This is a genomic window from Actinophytocola sp. KF-1, from assembly GCF_054661535.1.
Window position 1 is genome coordinate 39,026 of sequence record NZ_BAAFVK010000020.1, and the last position, 19,970, is coordinate 58,995.

Annotated in this window: 22 protein-coding genes; 8 read left to right on the forward strand and 14 right to left on the reverse strand. The window is 71.9% G+C overall.

Going from position 1 to position 19,970, the window contains the following annotated elements; all coding sequences use genetic code 11:
- Positions 1-166: 166 nt before the first annotated feature.
- From ACYQ77_RS41365 to ACYQ77_RS41380, 4 genes are read right to left on the reverse strand one after another with little or no spacing between them, the layout of a single operon-like run.
- Entirely contained in the window at positions 167-1,117 is a 951-nt protein-coding gene (locus tag ACYQ77_RS41365; protein WP_459722463.1) for an LLM class F420-dependent oxidoreductase, read from the reverse strand.
- Positions 1,117-3,189 carry a S9 family peptidase gene (locus ACYQ77_RS41370; protein WP_459722466.1) on the reverse strand — a complete coding sequence of 691 codons (2,073 nt, stop codon included), beginning with the start codon at positions 3,187-3,189 and terminating at the stop codon, positions 1,117-1,119. The genes ACYQ77_RS41365 and ACYQ77_RS41370 overlap by 1 nt, the downstream gene beginning before the upstream one ends.
- Before the next feature lie 14 nt (positions 3,190-3,203).
- The gene (locus tag ACYQ77_RS41375; RefSeq protein WP_459722468.1) at positions 3,204-3,665 is read right to left on the reverse strand and encodes an SRPBCC family protein; all 462 of its coding nucleotides are present in this window, start codon (positions 3,663-3,665) and stop codon (positions 3,204-3,206) included.
- An 8-nt stretch (positions 3,666-3,673) separates the two neighbouring features.
- Positions 3,674-3,988, reverse strand: a complete 315-nt coding sequence (locus ACYQ77_RS41380) for an ArsR/SmtB family transcription factor (protein WP_459722470.1) — start codon at positions 3,986-3,988, stop codon at positions 3,674-3,676.
- 88 nt (positions 3,989-4,076) lie between these two features.
- On the opposite strand from ACYQ77_RS41380, the gene ACYQ77_RS41385 reads away from it, so the two are divergent.
- A complete protein-coding gene (locus tag ACYQ77_RS41385; protein WP_459722472.1) occupies positions 4,077-4,985 on the forward strand; it encodes a S1C family serine protease in 909 nt (302 codons plus the stop codon).
- Here the strand turns inward: ACYQ77_RS41385 and ACYQ77_RS41390 are convergent.
- Both ACYQ77_RS41390 and ACYQ77_RS41395 read right to left on the reverse strand, forming a co-directional pair.
- A complete protein-coding gene (locus tag ACYQ77_RS41390) occupies positions 4,914-5,156 on the reverse strand; it encodes a hypothetical protein (RefSeq protein WP_459722473.1) in 243 nt (80 codons plus the stop codon). The genes ACYQ77_RS41385 and ACYQ77_RS41390 overlap by 72 nt on opposite strands.
- Positions 5,146-5,517: a hypothetical protein gene (locus ACYQ77_RS41395; RefSeq protein WP_459722474.1), complete on the reverse strand. Its 372-nt coding sequence runs from the start codon at positions 5,515-5,517 to the stop codon at positions 5,146-5,148. Before ACYQ77_RS41395 ends, ACYQ77_RS41390 begins: the two co-directional genes overlap by 11 nt.
- A gap of 120 nt (positions 5,518-5,637) precedes the next feature.
- On the opposite strand from ACYQ77_RS41395, the gene ACYQ77_RS41400 reads away from it, so the two are divergent.
- Positions 5,638-6,087 (forward strand): hypothetical protein, encoded by a 450-nt coding sequence (locus tag ACYQ77_RS41400; RefSeq protein WP_459722476.1) that lies wholly within the window; start codon positions 5,638-5,640, stop codon positions 6,085-6,087.
- A 3-nt stretch (positions 6,088-6,090) separates the two neighbouring features.
- Here the strand turns inward: ACYQ77_RS41400 and ACYQ77_RS41405 are convergent, their stop codons facing one another.
- From ACYQ77_RS41405 to ACYQ77_RS41425, 5 genes are all read right to left on the reverse strand, one after another.
- Positions 6,091-6,864, reverse strand: a complete 774-nt coding sequence (locus tag ACYQ77_RS41405; RefSeq protein WP_459722478.1) for an ESX secretion-associated protein EspG — start codon at positions 6,862-6,864, stop codon at positions 6,091-6,093.
- Between the two features lie 7 nt (positions 6,865-6,871).
- On the reverse strand, positions 6,872-8,134 hold the full coding sequence (locus ACYQ77_RS41410) for a hypothetical protein (RefSeq protein ID WP_459722481.1): 1,263 nt from the start codon (positions 8,132-8,134) through the stop codon (positions 6,872-6,874).
- Between the two features lie 17 nt (positions 8,135-8,151).
- Positions 8,152-8,640 (reverse strand): hypothetical protein, encoded by a 489-nt coding sequence (locus ACYQ77_RS41415; RefSeq protein ID WP_459722483.1) that lies wholly within the window; start codon positions 8,638-8,640, stop codon positions 8,152-8,154.
- A 173-nt stretch (positions 8,641-8,813) separates the two neighbouring features.
- On the reverse strand, positions 8,814-10,310 hold the full coding sequence (locus tag ACYQ77_RS41420) for a CoA-acylating methylmalonate-semialdehyde dehydrogenase (protein WP_459722486.1): 1,497 nt from the start codon (positions 10,308-10,310) through the stop codon (positions 8,814-8,816).
- Entirely contained in the window at positions 10,310-11,602 is a 1,293-nt protein-coding gene (locus ACYQ77_RS41425) for an aspartate aminotransferase family protein (protein WP_459722489.1), read from the reverse strand. The genes ACYQ77_RS41420 and ACYQ77_RS41425 overlap by 1 nt, the downstream gene beginning before the upstream one ends.
- An 85-nt stretch (positions 11,603-11,687) precedes the next feature.
- Between ACYQ77_RS41425 and ACYQ77_RS41430 the strand changes: the two genes are divergently transcribed.
- The gene (locus tag ACYQ77_RS41430; RefSeq protein ID WP_459722491.1) at positions 11,688-13,304 is read left to right on the forward strand and encodes a PucR family transcriptional regulator; all 1,617 of its coding nucleotides are present in this window, start codon (positions 11,688-11,690) and stop codon (positions 13,302-13,304) included.
- Here ACYQ77_RS41430 and ACYQ77_RS41435 read toward each other — a convergent pair.
- Both ACYQ77_RS41435 and ACYQ77_RS41440 read right to left on the reverse strand, forming a co-directional pair.
- Entirely contained in the window at positions 13,294-14,196 is a 903-nt protein-coding gene (locus ACYQ77_RS41435; protein WP_459722493.1) for an SDR family oxidoreductase, read from the reverse strand. The two genes, ACYQ77_RS41430 and ACYQ77_RS41435, sit on opposite strands and share 11 nt — an antisense overlap.
- A complete protein-coding gene (locus tag ACYQ77_RS41440) occupies positions 14,193-14,759 on the reverse strand; it encodes a TetR/AcrR family transcriptional regulator (RefSeq protein WP_459722495.1) in 567 nt (188 codons plus the stop codon). Before ACYQ77_RS41440 ends, ACYQ77_RS41435 begins: the two co-directional genes overlap by 4 nt.
- A gap of 62 nt (positions 14,760-14,821) precedes the next feature.
- Between ACYQ77_RS41440 and ACYQ77_RS41445 the strand changes: the two genes are divergently transcribed.
- The 5 genes from ACYQ77_RS41445 (at position 14,822) to ACYQ77_RS41465 (ending at position 18,826) form a co-directional block, all read left to right on the forward strand.
- Entirely contained in the window at positions 14,822-15,646 is an 825-nt protein-coding gene (locus ACYQ77_RS41445) for an NUDIX domain-containing protein (protein WP_459722498.1), read from the forward strand.
- A 114-nt stretch (positions 15,647-15,760) separates the two neighbouring features.
- Complete coding sequence (locus ACYQ77_RS41450) at positions 15,761-16,576, forward strand: ABC transporter substrate-binding protein (protein ID WP_459722501.1); 816 nt, start codon at positions 15,761-15,763, stop codon at positions 16,574-16,576.
- A 1-nt stretch (position 16,577) separates the two neighbouring features.
- Entirely contained in the window at positions 16,578-17,354 is a 777-nt protein-coding gene (locus ACYQ77_RS41455) for an ABC transporter substrate-binding protein (RefSeq protein WP_459722504.1), read from the forward strand.
- Positions 17,355-18,101, forward strand: a complete 747-nt coding sequence (locus tag ACYQ77_RS41460; protein WP_459722507.1) for an amino acid ABC transporter permease — start codon at positions 17,355-17,357, stop codon at positions 18,099-18,101.
- On the forward strand, positions 18,098-18,826 hold the full coding sequence (locus tag ACYQ77_RS41465; RefSeq protein ID WP_459722510.1) for an amino acid ABC transporter ATP-binding protein: 729 nt from the start codon (positions 18,098-18,100) through the stop codon (positions 18,824-18,826). Before ACYQ77_RS41460 ends, ACYQ77_RS41465 begins: the two co-directional genes overlap by 4 nt.
- Here the strand turns inward: ACYQ77_RS41465 and ACYQ77_RS41470 are convergent.
- Positions 18,798-19,964 (reverse strand): ADP-ribosylglycohydrolase family protein, encoded by a 1,167-nt coding sequence (locus tag ACYQ77_RS41470; protein WP_459722513.1) that lies wholly within the window; start codon positions 19,962-19,964, stop codon positions 18,798-18,800. The two genes, ACYQ77_RS41465 and ACYQ77_RS41470, sit on opposite strands and share 29 nt — an antisense overlap.
- Between the last annotated feature and the right edge of the window lie 6 nt (positions 19,965-19,970).

Below are 19,970 nucleotides of genomic sequence, written 5' to 3' on the forward strand. Positions count from 1 at the left end.
CGGGAGCGGCCCGGCAGGGGCAAGACGGGACCGGGCGCGGCCCCGCAGCGCCCGGCACACGCAACCCCGCCAGCGCCATGGCAGGCGCGTTCAGGACACCCCAACGCCCGAAGGACGCCTCCGGACACGCAACGCCCGAAAGCGTCCTTCGGGACGCGAGAAACCGTCAGGTCCGGCCCAGTGCTCGCACCATCTCCGATGGGTCGTCGCCGGTGGGGAGCAGGGAGATCACCGGGGTGGTGAGGCCCTGCTCGACGTACTCCGCCACCCGTTCGCGGCATTTCTCCGGTGGGCCGTGCACGATCAGGTCGTCCACGACCTCGTCCGGGATTGCCGCGTTCGCTGCCTGGCGGTCGCCCGCGGCCCACGCCTCGTGCATGCCGCGCAGCGCCTCTCCCCTGCCGAGCCACTCGTGGAACGCCGCGTAGACCGGGACCGTCAGGTAGCTGGAGATCAGCAACCGGCCGAGGCCGCGGGCCGCGGTCGCGTCCGTGGTCGGGCAGACGAAGATCCTCGCCACCAGCTCCGGCTCGTCGCCGAGGGCGGAGCGGACCGTGGGCACGTCCGATGGCGCCAGCCAGTTGGTGATCGCGCCGTCCGCTTCCCGTGCCGCCAGCTTCAGCATGCCCGGGCGCAGTGCCGCCAGCACCACCTGCGGGGGCGGGGTCGGCGGGCGTTCGAGGCGGAACTTCGACACCGCGAACGTCTCGTACTTCTCGGTCACCTTGTCGCCGCGCAGTGCCGCGCGCAGGAAACGGAGGGTGTCGCGCGACCGCGCGTACGGCGCCTCGAACGGCAGCGCGTTCCAGTTCGTCACGATCGTCGGGGTCGACGTGCCGATGCCCAGCACGAACCGGCCCGGCGCGAGTTCGGCGATGGTCGCCGCCTGCATTGCCAGCAGGCCGGCGCCGCGGGTGTAGATCGGCGCGATCGCCGTGCCGAGGCGCATGCCCGGGGCCCACTCGGCGACCAGTGCCAGCGGGGTGAACGCATCCGTGCCCGCCGTCTCCGCGGACCACACGTCCGTGTACCCCAGGTCGGGCAGCGAGCGCACCAGGTCGCGGTGTGCGGGCAGCGGCACGCCCGTCAACGGCAGCGTCAGGCCCCAGCGGTCCATCACGCCACCCCCAGCGCGTCGCGCAGCCAGCGGACCTGCATCAGCATGAAGTTCTCCGCGACCTCGTCATCCTGTGGCGTCATGTGGGTGACCCCCGGAAGTGGCAGCAGTGCATGGGGCCTGCCCGCGGCGACCAGTGCCGCCGACAGCCGCACCGAGTGCGCCACGACCACGTTGTCGTCGGCCAGGCCGTGGATGATCAGCAGCGGCCGCTCCAGCCCCGGCGCGTCGTCGATCAGCGAGTTCCGGTCGTACACCTCGGGTCGCTCGTCCGGGTGCCCCAGGTACCGCTCGGTGTAGTGCGTGTCGTACAGCCGCCACTCGGTCACCGGCGCGCCGGCGATCGCCGCGTGGAACACGTCCGGACGCCGCAGCACCGCCAGCGCCGACAGGTACCCGCCGTACGACCAGCCGCGGATGGCCACAGTGGACAGGTCGAGGTCCGGTTCCGTCGCCGCGACCGCCTGCAGCGCGTCGACCTGGTCCTGCAGCGTCACGCCCGCGAAGTCGAACGCGATCTCCCGCTCCCACTCCGCACCACGGCCCGGGGTGCCGCGCCCGTCGGCGATCAGCACCGCGAAACCCTGGTCGGCCAGCCACTGCGCGCCCAGGTAGGAGTTCCGCGTGGACAGCACCCGCTGGGCGTGCGGACCGCCGTACGGGTCCATCAGCACCGGCAGCTTCGTGCCCGGCCGGTGGTCCGTCGGGTACAGCAGCGCGACCCGCAGGTCCCGCTCGCCGACCGTCATCAGCCGCACCTTCGGCGTCAGCGGCGGCGCCACCGCGAGCGACGCGATCCCGGCCACCGCGGCGCCGTTCCGCAGCACCGACACCTTCGGCCCCGCGTGGTCCAGCGACCAGCTCGCCAGCACCGTGACGTCGCCGCCGCGCGCCGCGGTGTGCACGCCGTCCGAAGTGGACACGCGGGTCACGCCGTCGTCCGCCCACCGGTACACGTGCACCTGCGTCGGGTCGTCGGCCGACGCAGTGAACAGCACGTCGGCGCCGACGTCGAGGACCGAGCGGACCTGCAGGCCGGGCGGGGTGACCTCCTTGCCGTCGACCACGAGCCGGTTCCAGCCGTCGGCGACCGCGACCCGGACCAGGCGCTCGTCGGCCGTCCACGCGGGCACGCCGGGCACGATCTCCACCCAGCGGTCGTCGGTGTCCTCGGCGAGCACGGTCGTCGCGCCGGTCTCCGCGTCGACCGACCGGACCGTCATGCGCCGCTGGTCACGGGGCTGCTGCGCGATCAGCAGCGGCCCGTTCGAGCTCCAGTGCGCGGTGACGAAGTACTCGTCGTCGCCGCGGTCGACGTCCACCCGCGACCCGTCGAGCCCGATGACCGCCAGCCGCAGCGTCACGTTGTCGGTGCCCGCCGCGGGGTAGGCGACCACGTTCGGTTCGGCGCCGGGGTTGGCCGGGTCGGCGATGTGCCACCGGCGGACCGCGCTCTTGTCGGTGAACGCGACCAGCAGCCGCGTCCCGTCCGGTGACCACCAGAAGCCGCGCGCCCGGCCCATCTCCTCGGCCGCGATGAACTCGGCGACACCGCAGGCCTGGTCCGGCCCCTCGGGTTCGGCCAGCGCCCGGTCCCCGCTCCCGTCGACCGCGACGACCCGCAGCGCGCCACCCGCGACGTACGCGACGTGCGTGCCCGTCGGGTCCGGCCGGGGGTCGATCACCGGGCCCTCGGTCGCCAGCTCGCGGACCTCGCCGGTCACCGCGTCGGCGACGAACACCTTGCCGGACAACGCGAACGCCGCGATCCGGACATCGGCGTCGGTCGCGTTGCCGACCACGCCGCCCGCCTGCTCACGGCTGCGCTCGCGCCGCGCCCGCTCCTCCGGGGACAGCTCCTCGTCCCCGCCGAGCAGCGCCTCCGGGTCCGCGAGCCGCGTCTCCTCGCCCGACGCGACGTCCAGCTTCCACAGGATGTGCTGCCGGTCCTCGCCGGCGGCCGAGCGCAGGAAGAGCACGCGCGAGCCGTCCGGCGAGACCTGGAAGCCGCGGGGCGTGCCGAGGGTGAACCGCTGGGTCCTGGCCTGCAGTCTGAGGAAAGAGTTGGTCACCCCCGCACCTTAGGTCACCGCACCGACAGTGCGTACGTCTCGAGGATCCCGGCCCAGCCGTTCGGGGAGTCGACGCCGCGGACCACGTCGTCGGGGACGTCGTGGCGCTCGATGTGCCGGTGGGACAGCTCGACGCGGGTCGTGCCGGGCTCCTCCTCGACGAACCGGACCTCGACCTCGCTGGCCTTCGCGGGGTCGGGGTCGTAGGTCCAGTCGCCCTGCAGGTGCCACGACAGGACGATCCGGTCGGGCGGCTCGTAGGCGAGGACCCGGCCCCACTCGCACTCGACGCCGTCGGTGCCGCGCTCGTACCAGCGGCCGCCGACCGCCGGCTCGATGACCGCGTCGGCGAGTTCGGCGTCACCGATGTGGTGACTCGCCGGCCACCACGTGAAGAACTTCTCGGTGAACACGGTGAAAGCACGGGTGCGCGCCGCACGAACGGTGACGGACTTGGTGACTGACAGGTTCCGCATGCCGGTGGTCATTCCTCTTCTTCCCTTTCGACTGCTGCCTTGAACTCGGCCAGCGCGGTGTCCCACAGCTGGTCCAGGTAGTCGCGCAGTGCGTGCACACCACGCGGGTCGACGCGGTAGAGCCGTCGCGTGCCCTCGGCGCTGTCGGTCACGAGGGACACCGCCTTGAGCACCTTGAGGTGCTGCGACACCGCGGGCCGGCTCACCGGCAGCTCGTTCGCCAGCTCGCCGACCGCGCGGGGGCGGGCGGCGAGCAGTTCGAAGATCGCGCGCCGGGTCGGGTCGCCCAGCGCGCCGAGCGCGTCCAATTGGTAAGTCGGCACGAACGGTAAGCTACGACTTACCACAACTCTCAGTCAAGCCTGTGCGCTCTCACAGCGTTCTCTCATGGCGCGGGCGCACGGTGGGTGCATGAGCGAGAACATGACCAACACTCCCCCGTGGACCTACCCCGGACCCGCGTACCCGCCGCCGCCCGTGCCGCCGCGCCGGCAGCCGCCGCGGCGCGTGCGCGGGGGCACCGTCGCCGCCGTCATCGCCGCGACCCTCGTCGCGGGCGGGCTCGGCGGCACGCTCGGCGCGGTGATCGGCGCCGACGGCGCCGGCACGCCCACCGCGTCGGCGAGCGCCACCACCACGTCCAGCACGACCGGCACCGAGGGCACCGACGTCTCGGCGGTCGTCGCGAAGGTGCTGCCCAGCGTCGTGCAGGTCAATGTGCGGCTGGCGAACGGCGAGGGCATCGGCTCCGGCGTGATCCTGTCGTCCGACGGCAGGATCCTGACCAACAACCACGTGGTCGCGGGCGCGACGTCGGTGACGGTCACCCTGTCCGACGGCCGCACGGTCGACGCCGAGGTGCTGGGCACCGACCCGTCCAGCGACCTCGCGCTGATCCAGGCGAAGGGCGTCAGCGGCCTGACCGCGGCGACGTTCGGCGACTCCGACGACGTCAAGGTCGGCGACGAGGTCATCGCCATCGGCTCGCCCGGCGGCCTGCAGGGGACCGTGACGACGGGCATCGTGTCGGCGCTGGACCGCAAGGTGACCGTGCCCGAGGAGGAACAGCAGCAGAGCCCGTTCCCCTTCACCCAGCAGCAAAGCGGCGGCGAGGCGACGTCCTACCAGGCCATCCAGACCGACGCCGCGATCAACCAGGGCAACTCCGGCGGGCCGCTGTTCAACAGCGCCGGTGAGGTCATCGGCATCAACTCGGCCATGTACTCGCCGGTGTCGGGCCCGGACGGGTCAGCGGGGAGCGTCGGGATCGGGTTCGCCATTCCGAGCAACCGCGCCCAGCAGGTGATCGACCAGCTGTAGGCCACCGACCGTGACGCTCGCCCGGCGCGCCTCGCTGATCGCGGCGTCCGCGCGGGTGAGCAGCCAGCCGGCACGGCGGACCCGATCGCGCAGGTCCTGGATCTCGCGGAGGAGCACGAGGGAGCCGAGCAGCAGCGCGGCTCCCCCGACGACCACCAGCTCAGCGAGCACGGCGCACCTGCACGTCGGCCGTCACCCCGGCCGCGGCCAGCGACTCCCGCACCTTGCCGACCAGCCTGCGGTGCACCAGGTCCCGCACCAGCCGTGGCGTCAGCGCGGTGAACGGCCTGGTCAGCGCGCTCTCGCGGTGCGCGAGCTCGAACAGGTTGAGCAACTCGACCACGATCACGTGCCGGTCCCCGGTCCCGAACCGCCCGGTCAGCTCCGGCGGCAGCGCGTCCATGCGCTCGGCCACCTGCCGGGCGCGTGCCTCGACCGCCCCTGCTTCCCGCCGCAACCGCAGCAGCGCGACCACCGCCCCGCCCAGCACCACGAACCCGGCGAGCACGAGCACCATCCCGATGGTCTCCATGCGACCACGGTATGCCCGGGGGTCGTACGCCTGCACCACATCTCCACCGTTCCTCCACACGACCAGCGGCAACACCGGCCGACGGGCACGCGTCCTCCAGGAAACGACTCTGGAGGTCCCATGCCGTCTGACATGGACACCGCGCGGAAGTTCTCCCGGCTCATCGGCTGCGCGGGCGCGGTCGGCGTCGTCGTCGCCTTCGGCATCGGCGGCGCCTACGTGGACTACCGGCTGGTCTGGTCGGCGCGCGCGTACTGCGATGCCGGGTTCGACGCCGGTGGCCGGTTCGAACTGAACTTCCACCTGCTGACCCGGCTCGGTCTGATGCCGGTCGTGACGTGTGTGGCCGCGGCTCTCGGCGTGCTGCCGCACAAGCTGTTCTCGCGGGCGGGTACGGCAGGGCGGGTCGTCGGTGTCACGCTCGGCGTCGCGGTCGCCGTCGCCGGACCGATCGGCCTCGTCCTGTACGACTTCGCGGTCACCGGAACCATCGCCGGGTACCCCGGCGACTCCGGTCTGTGCGGCCCGGACAACGTGCCGGCGTGGTGGCCGGGCTGGCTGCCGTCGTGACGATCAGCGGGTGCCGGTCAGGTTCCTGTGCATCTCCTGCAGGCGGCCGATCAGGTCACTGCGGCTCGCCGGGGCCACGAGGACTCGTTCGTCGCCGTCGGGGGTCGGGGTCGTGTGGTTGAGCCAGCGGCCGTTGGGGGTGTCGGCGTAGCGGAGGGGTGCGCGGCACGGGACGCGGCGGCCCATGCGGTCGCGGATCGCGACGTACAGTTCGCCCGCGCCGGTGGTCGGCTGGGCGATGACCTGCTGGACGATCCTGACCTCGGGTGGGGCCGGGCGCATGCCGACGCCGGCCGCGGTGCGCTGGCGGCCGCCGACCGTCGCGAGCATGTCCGAGCGCAGGACGCTCACCGACTCGCCGCGGGACGCGCCCACCTCCGGGGTCTGGCCGACCAGCGCGTTCGGCAGCGTCTCCGGGCGGATCTGCGTGACGGTCACCATCGCGCCCTCACGGACGGCCAGGATCGCCTCGCGGCCGATGGCGCCCGCCAGGACGCCCTTCGTGTCGTCGCCCTCGTTGATCCAGCCGTAGAACTCCGCGCCCGCGCGGCACAGCACCGCCAGCGACGCGGCGACCTCGACCTCCACGCGGCCGCGGCGGTCGAGCAGGCCGAGGCGCTGGAACTCGTTGCGCGCCTCGGTCTCCAACCGGTCCTGGTCGGCCCTGCGCCGCCACACCGGTTGCGGTTTCAGCGTGACGTGCAGGTCGCCCAGGTTCTCCATGCGCACCAGCCGGGCCAGTGCCTCCATGTGCAGCTTCAGCGGCTTCTCGAGCACGGTGCCCCTACTCGCCGATCACCGGTGGCGCCGTGACCTCGTCGGTGCCGAACGTGTCGTGCGGGTCGGGCTCGACCAGGAACGACGGCCTCTCGTGCTCGGCGTCGTCCTCGCCCTCACCCCGGCGGCCACCGCCGCCCATGCCACCGCCCATGCCACCTCGGCCGCCCGCACCGCCCGGGCCGCCGATGCCGCCACGCGCTCCCGCGCCTTCCGCCGCTGCCGCCGCGCCACCGGGACCGAAACCGGACCCCATGCCGCCACGGCCGCCCGCACCGGGGCCGCCAGCACCGGAACCACCGGCGCCGGGACCACCGGGACCGCCGCCCGGGCCGAACCCGCGACCGCCACCGGGACCGAAGCCACGGCCGCCACCCGTGCCGCCACCGCCGCCGTTCGGGCCGAACGCGGGCGGCATCATGCCCGGCAGGCCGGGGTGGTTCGGGTTCTGTCCGGGGTTCTGTCCTGGCGGGAGCGGACCACGCGGCGGCTCCACCGTGGACGGTGGCCGGATCTCGCTCGGGTACGTCGGGTTGTTGTGCTGCGGGTTCGTGGGGTTGTTGTGCTGGGGGTTCACCTGGGTGAACGAGTCCGACGAGCCGTTCTGGTTCGTCCCCGTGTCACTGCCGGTCCCGGGCGTGCTGCCGGTCGGGTAGCGGCCCGTCTTCGGCGGCGGCACGTAGCCGGGCGGCGGGGTGGGCGGCGGCGGGCGCTCGACGCCGACCGCCGCGTAGTCGTCGGTGATCCGGCCGTACGAGGTCGGCATCCGCTCCACGTTGGCCGCGGACACGCCCTCGTACGCCGTCATCACGGCGACGTTCTGCTCGTTCGCGGCGCTGACCTGCGTCATCTGCGACTCGTAGTCGCGGCCCGCGCCGCCGAGGCTCGTCAGGTTGTCCCACGCGCTCGGCTTGTCCGGCGTCGGCGGCACCTCGGTGACCGTGCGCTGCGCGACCCGGAACGCGTCGAACTGGTCGTGCATCGTGGTGTGCGCGGTCATCATGCTGTCCTTGGCGAGCCCGTGCTCGACGGCCAGCGGACCCGCGCCGCGCCGGGCGGCGCCACCGCCCTCGCCCTCCCACGCGCTCTCCATCCGCGTGGTCAGCTTGGTGATCGACTTGGTGCGTTCCTCGTAGTTCTTGACGATCGCTTCCACGTAGAACGCGGAGGCGCTCAGCCCGAACCCGTCGTCGCCGGTGCCGCCGCGGAAGTTGTGGTAGATCTGCGCGCCGGTCATGCCCCCGAAGGGGAGGTTGTCCCAGAAGCTCATGCCCCGATCCCCTCGCCTCAGGCCTCGACGTTGCGGATGCTACGCAGGTTGTCGCGGGCGCCCTCGTCCATGACGGCCATCTGCTCGCGGCTGGCCTTCAGCTTCTCGATGTAGTTCTCCGCGTACCGCAGCATGGCGTTGTTGTGCTGGAACAGGTTGGCGAGCGAGTCCCGCGAGGCGTTCGTGGCCTCGTTGCTCATGTCGTCGGCGGCGGGTGGTCGCAGGTGGTCGTAGGCCTTGTAGATCGCGTCCCGGTCGGACAGGATCCCGTCGCGCTCCTCTTCCCACTTGGTGATGACCGCGTCGAGCTCCTCCAGGCTCGCGAACATGAACTGCCCACCGGTGCCGCCACCACCCGACTCGTGCGGCTGCGGTCCACCCAGTCCGAACAGCGAGCGCCACCAGTTGAGCACCTCGGTCGACGCGATCTCCTGCTCGACCTGCTCCGCCGGTGTGCCCGGCTCCTGCTCAGTGTCCGTGTTGTCCGTGTTCGCACCGTCAGGCACGCCCACCACGCCCCTCGTCCATGTCACCCCTTGATCGCCCCGAGTTTACCGCCCGTGACCAGGCAGTACACGCGGGCATTATGACGGGGGCCGGGGCGCCGTGGTTCCGTTTCGGATCAAGTCCGCGAGGGGAACGCTCCGCACCCCGGCTCGCGGACCCGACCCGGCCGCGCTCAGTCGTTGCGGGGGAAGCCCAGGTTCACACCTCCGTGGGAGGGGTCGAGCCAGCGGGACGTGACGACCTTCGTCCTGGTGAAGAAGTGCAGGCCGTCCGGGCCGTAGGCGTGGGTGTCGCCGAAGAGGGAGTCCTTCCAGCCGCCGAACGAGTAGTAGCCGACGGGGACCGGGATGGGGACGTTCACGCCCACCATGCCGACCTCGATCTCGTTCTGGAACCTGCGGGCCGCGCCGCCGTCGTTGGTGAAGATCGCGGTGCCGTTGCCGTACGGGTTGTCGTTGATCAACGCGACCGCGGACTCGTAACTCTCCGTGCGCACGACCGACAGCACCGGGCCGAAGATCTCGTCGCGGTACACCGACATGCCGGGACGGACGTGGTCGAACAGCGTCGGGCCCAGCCAGAAGCCGTCCGGGGCGCCGTCGACCTCGTGGCCGCGGCCGTCGACCGCCAGCGACGCGCCCTCGGCCACGCCCGCGTCCAGGTAGGACGCGACCTTGTCGCGGTGCGCCGCCGTCACCAGCGGGCCCATCTCGCAGCCGGGCCGCGTGCCGTCGCCGACGTGCAGCGCGGCCATGCGGCTCTTGATCCGCTCGACCAGCTCGTCGCCGACCGGGTCGACCGCGACGACCACCGACACGGCCATGCACCGCTCGCCCGCGGAGCCGAAGCCCGCCGACACCGCCGCGTCCGCCGCCAGGTCCAGGTCCGCGTCCGGCAGCACGACCATGTGGTTCTTCGCGCCGCCCAGCGCCTGCACGCGCTTGCCGTGGCTCGTGCCCGTCTCGTACACGTACCGCGCGATCGGGGTGGAGCCGACGAACGAGATGCCGCGCACGGTGGGGTGCGTGAGCAGCCCGTCGACCGCCACCTTGTCGCCGTGCAGCACGTTCAGCACGCCGTCGGGCAACCCGGCCCGCTGCCACAGCTCGGCGATGAAGTTCGCCGCCGACGGGTCCTTCTCGGACGGTTTGAGCACCACCGTGTTGCCGCACGCGATCGCGTTCGGCACGAACCACAGCGGCACCATCGCCGGGAAGTTGAACGGCGAGATCACGCCGACCACGCCGAGGGGCTGGCGCATCGAGTACACGTCGACCCTGGTGGACGCGTTCTCGCTGAACCCGCCCTTCAGCAGGGCGGGCACGCCGCACGCGAACTCGACGTTCTCGATCGCGCGGCCGACCTCGCCCGCCGCGTCGTCGAGGACCTTGCCGTGCTCGGCGGTGACGATCGCGGCGAGCTCGTCGCGGTTGGCGACCAGCAGCTCCCGGAACGCGAACAGCACCTTGGACCGCGCGGCCAGGGACGCGTCGCGCCACGCGGGTAACGCCCGCGCCGCCGCCGCGACCGCCTCTTCGACCTCCGCCTGCGACGCGAAGTCGACGTGCCCGGTGACCTCGCCGGTCGCCGGGTTCCACACCTCGCCGGTGCGCGCGGCCACGCCGCCCCACGTCTTGCCGTCGATCCAGTGGCTGATCTTCGCGACCATCAGTAGTCCTTTCCAGCCTCGGCGATGGCGTCGCCGAGGATGCCGAGCGCCTCGTCCAGTTCCTCACCCGTCAACGTCATCGGCGGCGCCAGCCGGATGACGTTGTTGTGCAGCCCGCCCTTGCCGACGAGCAGCCCGCGCGCCCTGGTCTCCTCGAGCACGCGCGCGGCAGCGGCCGGGGCGGGCGTCGTGCCGCCCGGTTCGACGAACTCCACGCCCACCATCAGTCCCTTGCCGCGCACGTCCCCGACGACCGGGTGCGCGACAGATATATCCCGCAGCCCCGACAAAAGCCGGTCGCCGAGTACGGCGGCGTTGGCCTGGAGGTCGTGCTCGCGGAGGTAGTCGAGCACCGCGTGTGCGCCAACAGTCGCGACCGGGTTACCCCCGAACGTGGAAATCGAGTTGGCGGACAGGCAGTCCATGATCTCGGCGCGCGCCACGACGCCGCCGATGGCGAGCCCGTTGCCGAGCCCCTTGGCGAAGGTCATCATGTCCGGCGTCACGCCGTGCGCCTGGATGCCCCAGAAGTGCGCGCCGGTGCGTCCCCAGCCGGTCTGCACCTCGTCGGAGATGAACAGGATCCCGTGCTCGGCAAGGACTTCCGCGAACGCGGCGTACAGCCCGTCGGGCGGTGAGCTGAACCCGCCGACGCCCTGGATCGGCTCGGCGATCATGCACGCCACGTCGCCGGAGGTCGCGGTCTGGAGCACGTCGCGGAGGTCGTCGACGCACGCGGCGATGTAGTCGGCGTCGGACAGGCCCTTGAACGGGCTGCGGTACGGATACCCGCCGTGCACATACGAAACACGAACCGGTGAAAGTGAGGAAGCCGACCAGCCGCGGTTGCCGGTGATGCCCACGGTGGCGAACGCCCGCCCGTGGTAGGAGTTCCGCATCGCCAGCACCTGGTTGCTGCGCCGGTACTGGGTGGCGAGCATGAGCGCGGTCTCGTTGGCCTCCGTGCCGGAGTTGGTGAAGAACACCTTGGCGTCCGGGATGCCGGACAGCTTCGCGATCTCCTCCGCCAGCTCCACCTGGCTGCGGATCAGGTACAGCGTCGAGGTGTGCAGGATGCCGGTGTCGAGCTGTTTGCGGACCGCGTCGCTCACCTCGGCCACGTCGTAGCCGAGCGCGTTGGTGAGGATGCCCGCGAAGAAGTCGAGGTAGGTCTTGCCGTTCGAGTCGGTCACCCGCCGCCCGTGGGCGTGGACGATCTCCAGCGGGTCGGAGTAGTACAGCGCGAGCCAGTTCGGGAGCACGGCGCGGTGGCGGTCGATCAGACGGTCCATGGCTTCGAGTGTGCCGACGCGGGACCCCGCCACGCCATGGACAGTGTGTATCGCGGAACGCCGTCCGCCCGTACAGTGTGCGTGCATGTACCCGACCGTCGCGGACGTGCTGACCCTGCCGGTGATCCGGCAGGGCATGGCGACCGTGGTAGCCGGGTCCGCCGGGCTCGACCGCCGGGTCCGCTGGGTGCACATCGCCGAGATCGCGGACATCGCGCCCCTGCTCCACGGCGGCGAACTGGTGCTCACCACCGGCATCGCACTGCCGGACGACCCCGCGGCGCTGGCGAAGTACGTCGAGGAGCTGGCGGGCGCGGGCGTGGTCGGCGTGGTCGTCGAGCTGGTCCGCCACTGGCACCGCGAGCTGCCGGCGGCGCTGGTCGAGGCGGCCGACGCGCACGAGCTGCCGCTGATCACGCTGTCCCGGGAGACCCGGTTCGTCGCGGTGACGGAGGCGGTGGTCGGGCTGATCGTGGCCGCGCAGGTCGCGGAGCTGCGGGCGGCGGAACGGGTGCACGAGACGTTCACGGCGCTGACGGTGGCAGGCGCCGAACCCGCGGAGGTGCTGCGGGAGGTGGCGCGGGCGTCGGGCCTGCCGGTGGTGCTGGAGACGCTGGGCCACGACGTGCTGGCCTACGACGCGGCGGGCACCGACCCGCGTGAGCTGGTCGCGGACTGGGCGGCCAGGTCGCGGGCGGTGACCGTCGACGCGCGCACGAGCTACCACGCGGAGGCCGGCTGGCTGGTCACCGTGGTCGGCGCGCGGGGCAACGACTGGGGCCGCCTCGTGCTGGTGTGCCCGGTCGAACCGCAGCACCGGCAGGTGGTGATCGTGGAACGGGCGGCGTCGGCGCTGGCCGTGCACCGGCTGGTCGCGCGCGACCGGGAGAGCCTGGAACGGCACGCGCACCGGACGCTGCTGACCGAGCTGCTGGGCTCGACGACCACCGCGGCGGACATCACGGCACGGGCGAGTGCCCTGGGCGTCCCGCTGCAGCGGCGGCAGCTGATCGGCGTGTCGGTCCGCCCGTCCACGGCGACGGCGGGCCGCCCGTCGATGGCGACGCAGGAGGTGCTGCGCGACCTTGCCGAGGCCACGGCGCTGGCCGCGCGCCGGGCCAGGGTCGCCGCGCTGGTGGGCGTGGTGGACGACATCAGCGTGCGGGCGCTGCTGTCGCTGACCCCGCAGGCGGACGCCGACGCGGTGCTGCGCAGGCTGTCGAAGGAGATCCACCAGGCCGCGGCCAGCGCGCCGAAGGCGCTGCCGGTGATCGTCGCCGTCGGCACGACGGTCGGCTCGACCGCCGACGCCCGCCGCACCCTGATCGAGGCCGCGCACGTCGCGAAGGCGTCACTGCGGACCCCGGACGACCGCCAGTACCACCGGCTCGACGACGTCCGCCTGCGCGGCCTGCTGCACCTGCTCGCCGACGACGACCGGGTCACCGCGTTCGCCGCCCGCGAGCTGGGTCCACTGCTGGCCCGCGACGCCACTCATGGCAGTCGGCTGGTGGACGCGCTGCGGCACTTCTGCGCCCACGGCGGGAACAAGTCGGCGGCCGCTTCCGCCGCGCACATGTCCCGGACCGCCTACTACCAGCAGCTCGCGCGGGTGGAGCAGGTGCTGGGCGTGTCGCTGGACGACCCGGACTCGGTGCTGTCCCTGCACGTGGCGCTGCTGGTGCACGAGATCAACGGCTAGCCCCGCAGGCACCGTGTCCTGACAGGCGCGACCACCGCGCCACCAGGTTGTCCGCCCACTCGCACAGCAGGGTGCGGACGTCCGGCATCGTCAGGTCGTGGCGCGCCGCGAACTCGCGCGCGGACGCCGTCGGGTAGCGGTCGGCCGACAGGAACGACCGGGTCTCCGGGTCCACCTTCGTGAGCCACGCGGGCAGCCGCCTGACCAGCGGGAGCGGGACGCGCAGCCGCGGCACCCGCACGCCGAGGTGGGTCCCCACCAGCGTCAACAGGTCCGGGAGGAGAGGCGTGTCGTCGTCGAGCAGCCAGTACGCCGAGCCGTCGGTCGACGGGTCGGCCGGCACCAACGCCATGAACCGGGCCAGGTAGCCGGCCGAGACGACCGGCACGAACGCGTTGCCCGGCAAGGCCTTCAGCGCGCCCTCCCACAGCTGCTTCACGTTCGCCGCCAGGCCCAGCTGCTGGTCCGAGTCCGGGCTGATCACGCTCGCCGGGTTCACGATCGTCCACGGCACGCCCAGCTCGGCCGCCCGGGTCCGGAAGACCGCGTCCGCCTCGACCTTCGACGCCTCGTACGCGCCGAGCCGCCGGTAGTCCCACTCGGCGAGCCCGCTGACCCGGTATCCGGACACGTACACGAGCCGCCGGAGCCGGGGCAGCCGCGCCGCCAGTTCCACCACGGTGCGGGTGGTGTCCACGTTCCCGGCCCGCGCCTCCTCGACGGTCATGCCGAACCGGTACGCACCGGCGCAGTGGTGGATCTCGGTGACGTCGCCGACCGGCGTCTCGTCCCGCCGCGCCGCGGTCACCCGGACACCCGCCGCGCCGAGTGCGCGCACCACGTGCCTGCCGAGGTAGCCGCTCGCGCCGAAGACCAGCGCGTGCCTGGTCACGGGCGGTCCAGCAGCGGCACCACGGTGTCGGCGGCGCAGCGCAGCGGGGTCACCGACCGCTGGGCACGCGACATGATCACCGCGCCCTCGATCATGCCGACGGTGGCCGTCGCGAGTGACCTGGCCTCGGCGGGCGTGCGGCCGTGTGCGGTCAGCAGGGCGGCCAGCGGCGCGACCCACGACTCGAACGCGTCGGCGCAGGCCGCGCGCAGCCGGTCGCTCTCCGCACCCATCTCCAGGGTCACCACGGAGACCGGGCAGCCCAGCTGGTAGTCGCCCTCCTCGAGCAGCCTGGCCAGGGCGTCCAGCACGCGCCGGACCACCTCGCCGGGGGTGCCGTCGGCCGTGACCATCGTGCGGAAGCGCTCCGCGGCCAAGGCGACGGCCTGCTCCCCCAGCGCCTCCTTGCCACCGGGGAAGTGGAAGTACAGCGAACCCTTCGGCGCGTTCGCGTGCGCCACGACCGTGTTGAGACCGGTGCCGCTGTACCCGCGTGTCTGGATCAGCTCGAGCATCGACTCCACCAGCCGTGCGCTGGTCCGGGCACCTTTGGTGTCTGCCATGCGCACAGAATAGACCAGTCTATATATTCTCGGCCAGGTGCCCTCTGCGTACGATGGGCGGCATGTTGCGGGAGGGCGACCGGTTCGTCCAATGTGGACTCGGCCATCGGCACTGGGGCGCGTACGGCGCCGCTGGGCTGCTCGTGCACCACGACGGCATGGTGCTGCTCCAACAGCGGTCCGCGCTGTCGCTGGGACCCGAGACCTGGGGGCTGTTCGGCGGCGCCCGCGACCGGGACGAGGCGGCGGTGACGACCGCGCTCCGGGAGACCGCCGAGGAGTCCACTCTGGACGTGTCGGCGGTGCGGGTGCACGGCTACGTGCGCGAGGACCACGGTGGCTGGCACTACGACACGGTCGTCGGCGAGCTGGCGGAACACCAGGACGTCGGACCCCGCGACTGGGAGTCCAAGGACGCCCGCTGGGTGCCCGCCGACGAGGTCGAGGGCATGAACCTCTTCGCACCGTTCGCCGCGTCGTGGCCACGGGTGCGCACCGCCATGCGCAGGACCGTGCTCATCGTGGACACCGCCAACGTGATGGGTTCGCGCAACGACGGCTGGTGGCGCGACCGGCACGGCGCGGCGACCCGGCTGCGCGACCAGATCGACAAGCTCGACGGGGTGCCGCTCGCGCCGTTCGACGTCGCCTACCCCGAGCTGGTCATGGTCGTGGAGGGCAAGGCGCGGGAGGTCGGTGACGCTGACCACGTCCGGACCGTCCGCGCGGACCACGACGGCGACGACACGATCGTCGAGACCGTGAAACAGCTCACCGCCCGCGACGCCGACCTCTACGTCGTGACCGCCGACCGGGAGCTGAAACGCCGCTGTGCGGCCGAAGGCGCGCAGACGCTCGGCCCGCGCTGGCTGCTGAACCAGCTCTAGATTCCCGGTGTGATCGACGGCACCGCGTGCCGCCCACATACTGGAACGAGATGAGCGCGCCGCCCCGGACTGCCTAACCTGGCGCCCGCCAAACGGGATTTCCAGGGAGAAACAATGCGTTCCAGGCTCCTCGCCGTGCTCGTCTCCGGAGTGCTCGCCGCGGCGCTGACCGCGTGCGGCAGCGACTCCGGCGACGGTGGCCAGGTGCTGCGCGTCGGCACCCTCACCGACGCGCCGCCCGCCATCTTCTTCGAGGACGGCAAGTTCACCGGCTACGACAACGAACTGCTGCGCGACATCGCGAAGCGGGAGGGCTTCGAGGTCGAGTTCGTGGGCACCGAGTTCGCCGGCCTGCTCGCGGGTGTCGCGAATGGACGGTTCGACATCGGCAGCTCGACGATCTCCACCACCGAGGCGCGCAAGAAGACGGTCGCGTTCTCCAACGGCTACAACACCGAGTACACGACGGTCGTCACCGCCAAGGGCGCGGGCCTGACCAGCGTCGACGCGTTCAAGGGCAAGCGGCTCGGCGTCGTGCAGGCGTCGGTGCAGGACGACTTCGCGACCAACCGGGTGCCGGGCGCCGAGGTCGTGCGGTTCCCCGACTACAACGCCGGGTTCGCGCAGCTGCGCAACGGCACGCTGGACGGCTGGGTCGTGCCGAAGGACATCGGGCAGCAGTACCTTGAACAGAACGCCGCCGTGCCGCTGGAGCTGGGCTACACGATCGAGTCAAAGGAGACGCCGTCGGCCTACGCGGTGAGCAAGGACAACAAGGAGCTGCTAGACAAGCTCAACAGGGGCCTGGCCGCGGCCATCGCCGACGGAACGGTCGCGAAGCTGCACGCCAGGTTCTACCAGGACACCCCGCTGCCCGCCGAGCTGGCGGAGGGCGGACCCGGTCTGCCGGTCGAGAACCCAGGAGCCTGACATGAAACGCCTGTTCGCGGCCTTGGCCGCGCTAGTGACCGCCGCGTCGCTCGTGGCGTGCGGCAGCGACGACGCGGGTGGCGAGGAGACCCTGCGCGTCGGCACGCTGAGCGACTCGAAGCCCAACGCCTACCAGGAGAACGGTGAGTTCACCGGGTTCGACAACGAGCTGCTGAAGGCCATCGCGGAGAAGCAGGGCCTCAAGCTGGAGTTCGTGGCGACGGACTTCTCCGCGCTGCTCGGCCAGGTCGCGAACGGGACGTTCGACATCGGCAGCTCCGCGATCTCGCAGACCGAGGAGCGGAAGAAGACGGTCGCGTTCTCCGACCCGTACAACTACCAGTCGCTCGGGATCGAGGCGCCCGAGGGCTCGCCGGTCACGGACGAGAACACCCTCGCGGGCCACCGCATCGGCGTCGTGCAGGGGACGGTGTCGGACTCGTGGCTCGCGGAGAACGAGCCTGCCGCGCAGGCGGTCCGGTTCCCGAACGACGCGGCCGCGCTGTCGGCGCTGAAGACCAAGGCCATCGACGGCGCCGTGTTCGACCTCGCGACCGCCGAGACGTACGCGAGCGAGAACCCGGACGCGAAGCTGACGGTGGTCCACTCGATCACCACCGACCTGCCGCACGGCTACGCCTTCAAGAAGGGCAACACGGAGCTGATCGACAAGATCAACGCGGGGCTCAAGCAGGTCATCGCGGACGGCACGTGGGAGGAGCTGCACAAGCGGTTCGAACCCAACGCCCCCACGCCACCCGAGTTCGCCGCCAAGTAGATGGACCAGTTCCTCGACACGTTCCTCAACTGGGAGTACATCTGGCAGGTCTTCCCGGACCTGCTGAAGACCGGGTTGCTGAACACGCTGATCCTGGCGGGCGCGTCCGCCGTGATCGGCACCGTGCTGGGCATGGTGCTGGCGGTCATGGGGCTGTCCACCAAGCGGTGGCTGCGCTGGCCCGCCCGCGTGTACACCGACATCTTCCGCGGCCTGCCGGCGATCCTGACGATCCTCGTGATCGGCCAGGGCCTCGGCACGGTCGCGCGGGACGTCGTCGGCACCAACCCGTACCCGCTGGGGATCCTCGCGCTGTCCTTGATCGCGGCCGCGTACATCGGGGAGATCTTCCGGGCCGGCATCCAGAGCGTCGACAAAGGACAGATGGAGGCCAGCCGCGCCCTGGGCATGTCCTACCGCAACGCGATGGTGAAGGTGGTCATCCCGCAGGGCGTGCGGCGGGTGCTGCCCGCGCTGGTGAACCAGTTCATCGCGCTGGTGAAGGACTCCAGCCTGGTGTACTTCCTCGGGTTGCTGGTCGACCAGCGGGAGCTGTTCCGCATCGGGCAGGACCTCGCGGCGAACACGGGCAACCTGTCGCCGCTGGTGGCCGCCGGCTTCGTGTACCTGGTGATCACGGTGCCGCTGACGCACCTGGTCAACCACATCGACAAACGGTTGCGGGTGGGCAAGAAGGTGGCCGCGGACACCCCCGACCTGGTGACCTCGGGGACGGTGCGGTCGTGAGTTCGTCCAGTGTGGAGCTGAAGGACATCCACGTCTCGTTCGGGACGCTCGAGGTGCTGCGCGGGGTGTCGCTGTCGGTCGCGGCCGGGGAGACGGCGTGCGTCATCGGGCCGTCCGGGTCCGGCAAGTCGACGCTGCTGCGGGTGACGAACCGCCTGCAGGAGCCCGACTCCGGCGACATCCTGCTCGACGGGACGAGCGTCGTGCGCACGAACCCGGACAAGCTGCGGCAGCGGGTCGGCATGGTGTTCCAGCACTTCAACCTGTTCCCGCACCGGACCGTGCTGGACAACATCGTGCTGCCGCTGCGCGACGTGCGGCGGCTCGGGAAGGACGAGGCGGCGGCGATCGCACGGGAGCGGCTGGCGGAGGTGGGGCTCGCGGAGAAGGCGCCGTTCCGGCCCGCCGCGCTGTCGGGTGGTCAGCAGCAGCGGGTGGCGATCGCGCGTGCGCTCGCCATGGACCCCGAGGTGATGCTGTTCGACGAGGCCACCAGTGCGCTCGACCCGGAGCTGGTGAAGGGCGTGCTGGACCTCATGGCCGGCCTCGCGGGGCGCGGGCTGACGCTGATCGTGGTCACCCACGAGATGGGGTTCGCACGGCGGGTCGCGGACAAGGTCGTGTTCATGGACCAGGGCGTGATCGTCGAGGAGGGCACCCCGGAGGCCATCTTCGACGACCCCCAGTCGCCGCGGCTCAAGCAGTTCCTGTCGCAGGTGCTGTAGTCACCGGGAGACAGCGCCCATAGCGGGTGCCGCCGAGGGTGAGGACGGTGATCCGGTCGCCGGTGGCGGTGGTGCCGGGGCCGATGCGGGCCGTGCGGACCTCGTCGTCGACGCGGACCTCACCGGGTGCGGTCAGCGCCCACCGGAACGGGGTCTTCTCCTGCGCGGCGGCGTTCTCCCACAGGTGGTGCCCGGTGCCGTCGGCCTCGAACGTCACCGACTCGGCCGCCATGGCGCCCAGGTACAGCGCGTCGTCGGACCACGTGCCGAGGAGCGCGGCCGGGTCGGTCACGGGTGGCGACATGGCCGACAGCAGGCGGCGGTCCAGGTCGTACAGGTAGGGGAAGCCGTACGGGCCGCGTTCCAGGTTCCTGAACAGCGCCATGGGCAGGTCGTCGGCCACCTCCGGCGACCGGGACCCGGCCGCGAGCGCGATGGTGGCGACCGTGTCGACGTCGCCGGTGAACGCGACACACGCCCGCAGCAGCTCACGCATGGACGTCGCGGCGGCGAGCGCTGTCAGGGCCGCGCGGACGGCCATCTCGCCCTTCGGGCCGACCTTGCCGGACCACGGGCGCGTCCAGTCCACCCCGGTCCGGTCGGAGACCCACCCCGCCACGTCCCGCAGCGGACCCAGTTCGTGGTGGCAGTAGTGCACGGCGAGGGCCGCCGCCTCGGCCGCCGCCACCCCGGCCGGGGTGTCGTGGGTGATCCGCGCCTGCACGGCCGCGTACTCGCGGACCTCGTCGACCGACGGCAGCAGCCCGACCGGCGTGACCCGCATGGCGGCGCCGCTCTTGTCGCTGTCCGGGCGGATGGTCGCGAGGAACTCCGCACCGGTGCGCGTCGCCCGCAGGAAGCCCTGGAACCGGGACGCGTACCCCACGCGCGGATCCCGGTGGAACACCTCCACGAACTTGGCCGCGATGACCGGCGGCGTCCATTCGGCACCGTCGACCAGCAGCTCGGCGAGCGCGAGCGTCATCTGCGTGTCGTCGGTGTAGTCGCCGGGCGCGATGCCGGTGTGCGTGGGGTGGCGGCAGTAGTCCGTCACCGTGTTGTGTTCCGCCACCATCGCCGCTGGCGCGTACTCGAACGCCGCCCCGTACGCGTCCCCCACCGCCAACTCCACCAGCACGCCGAC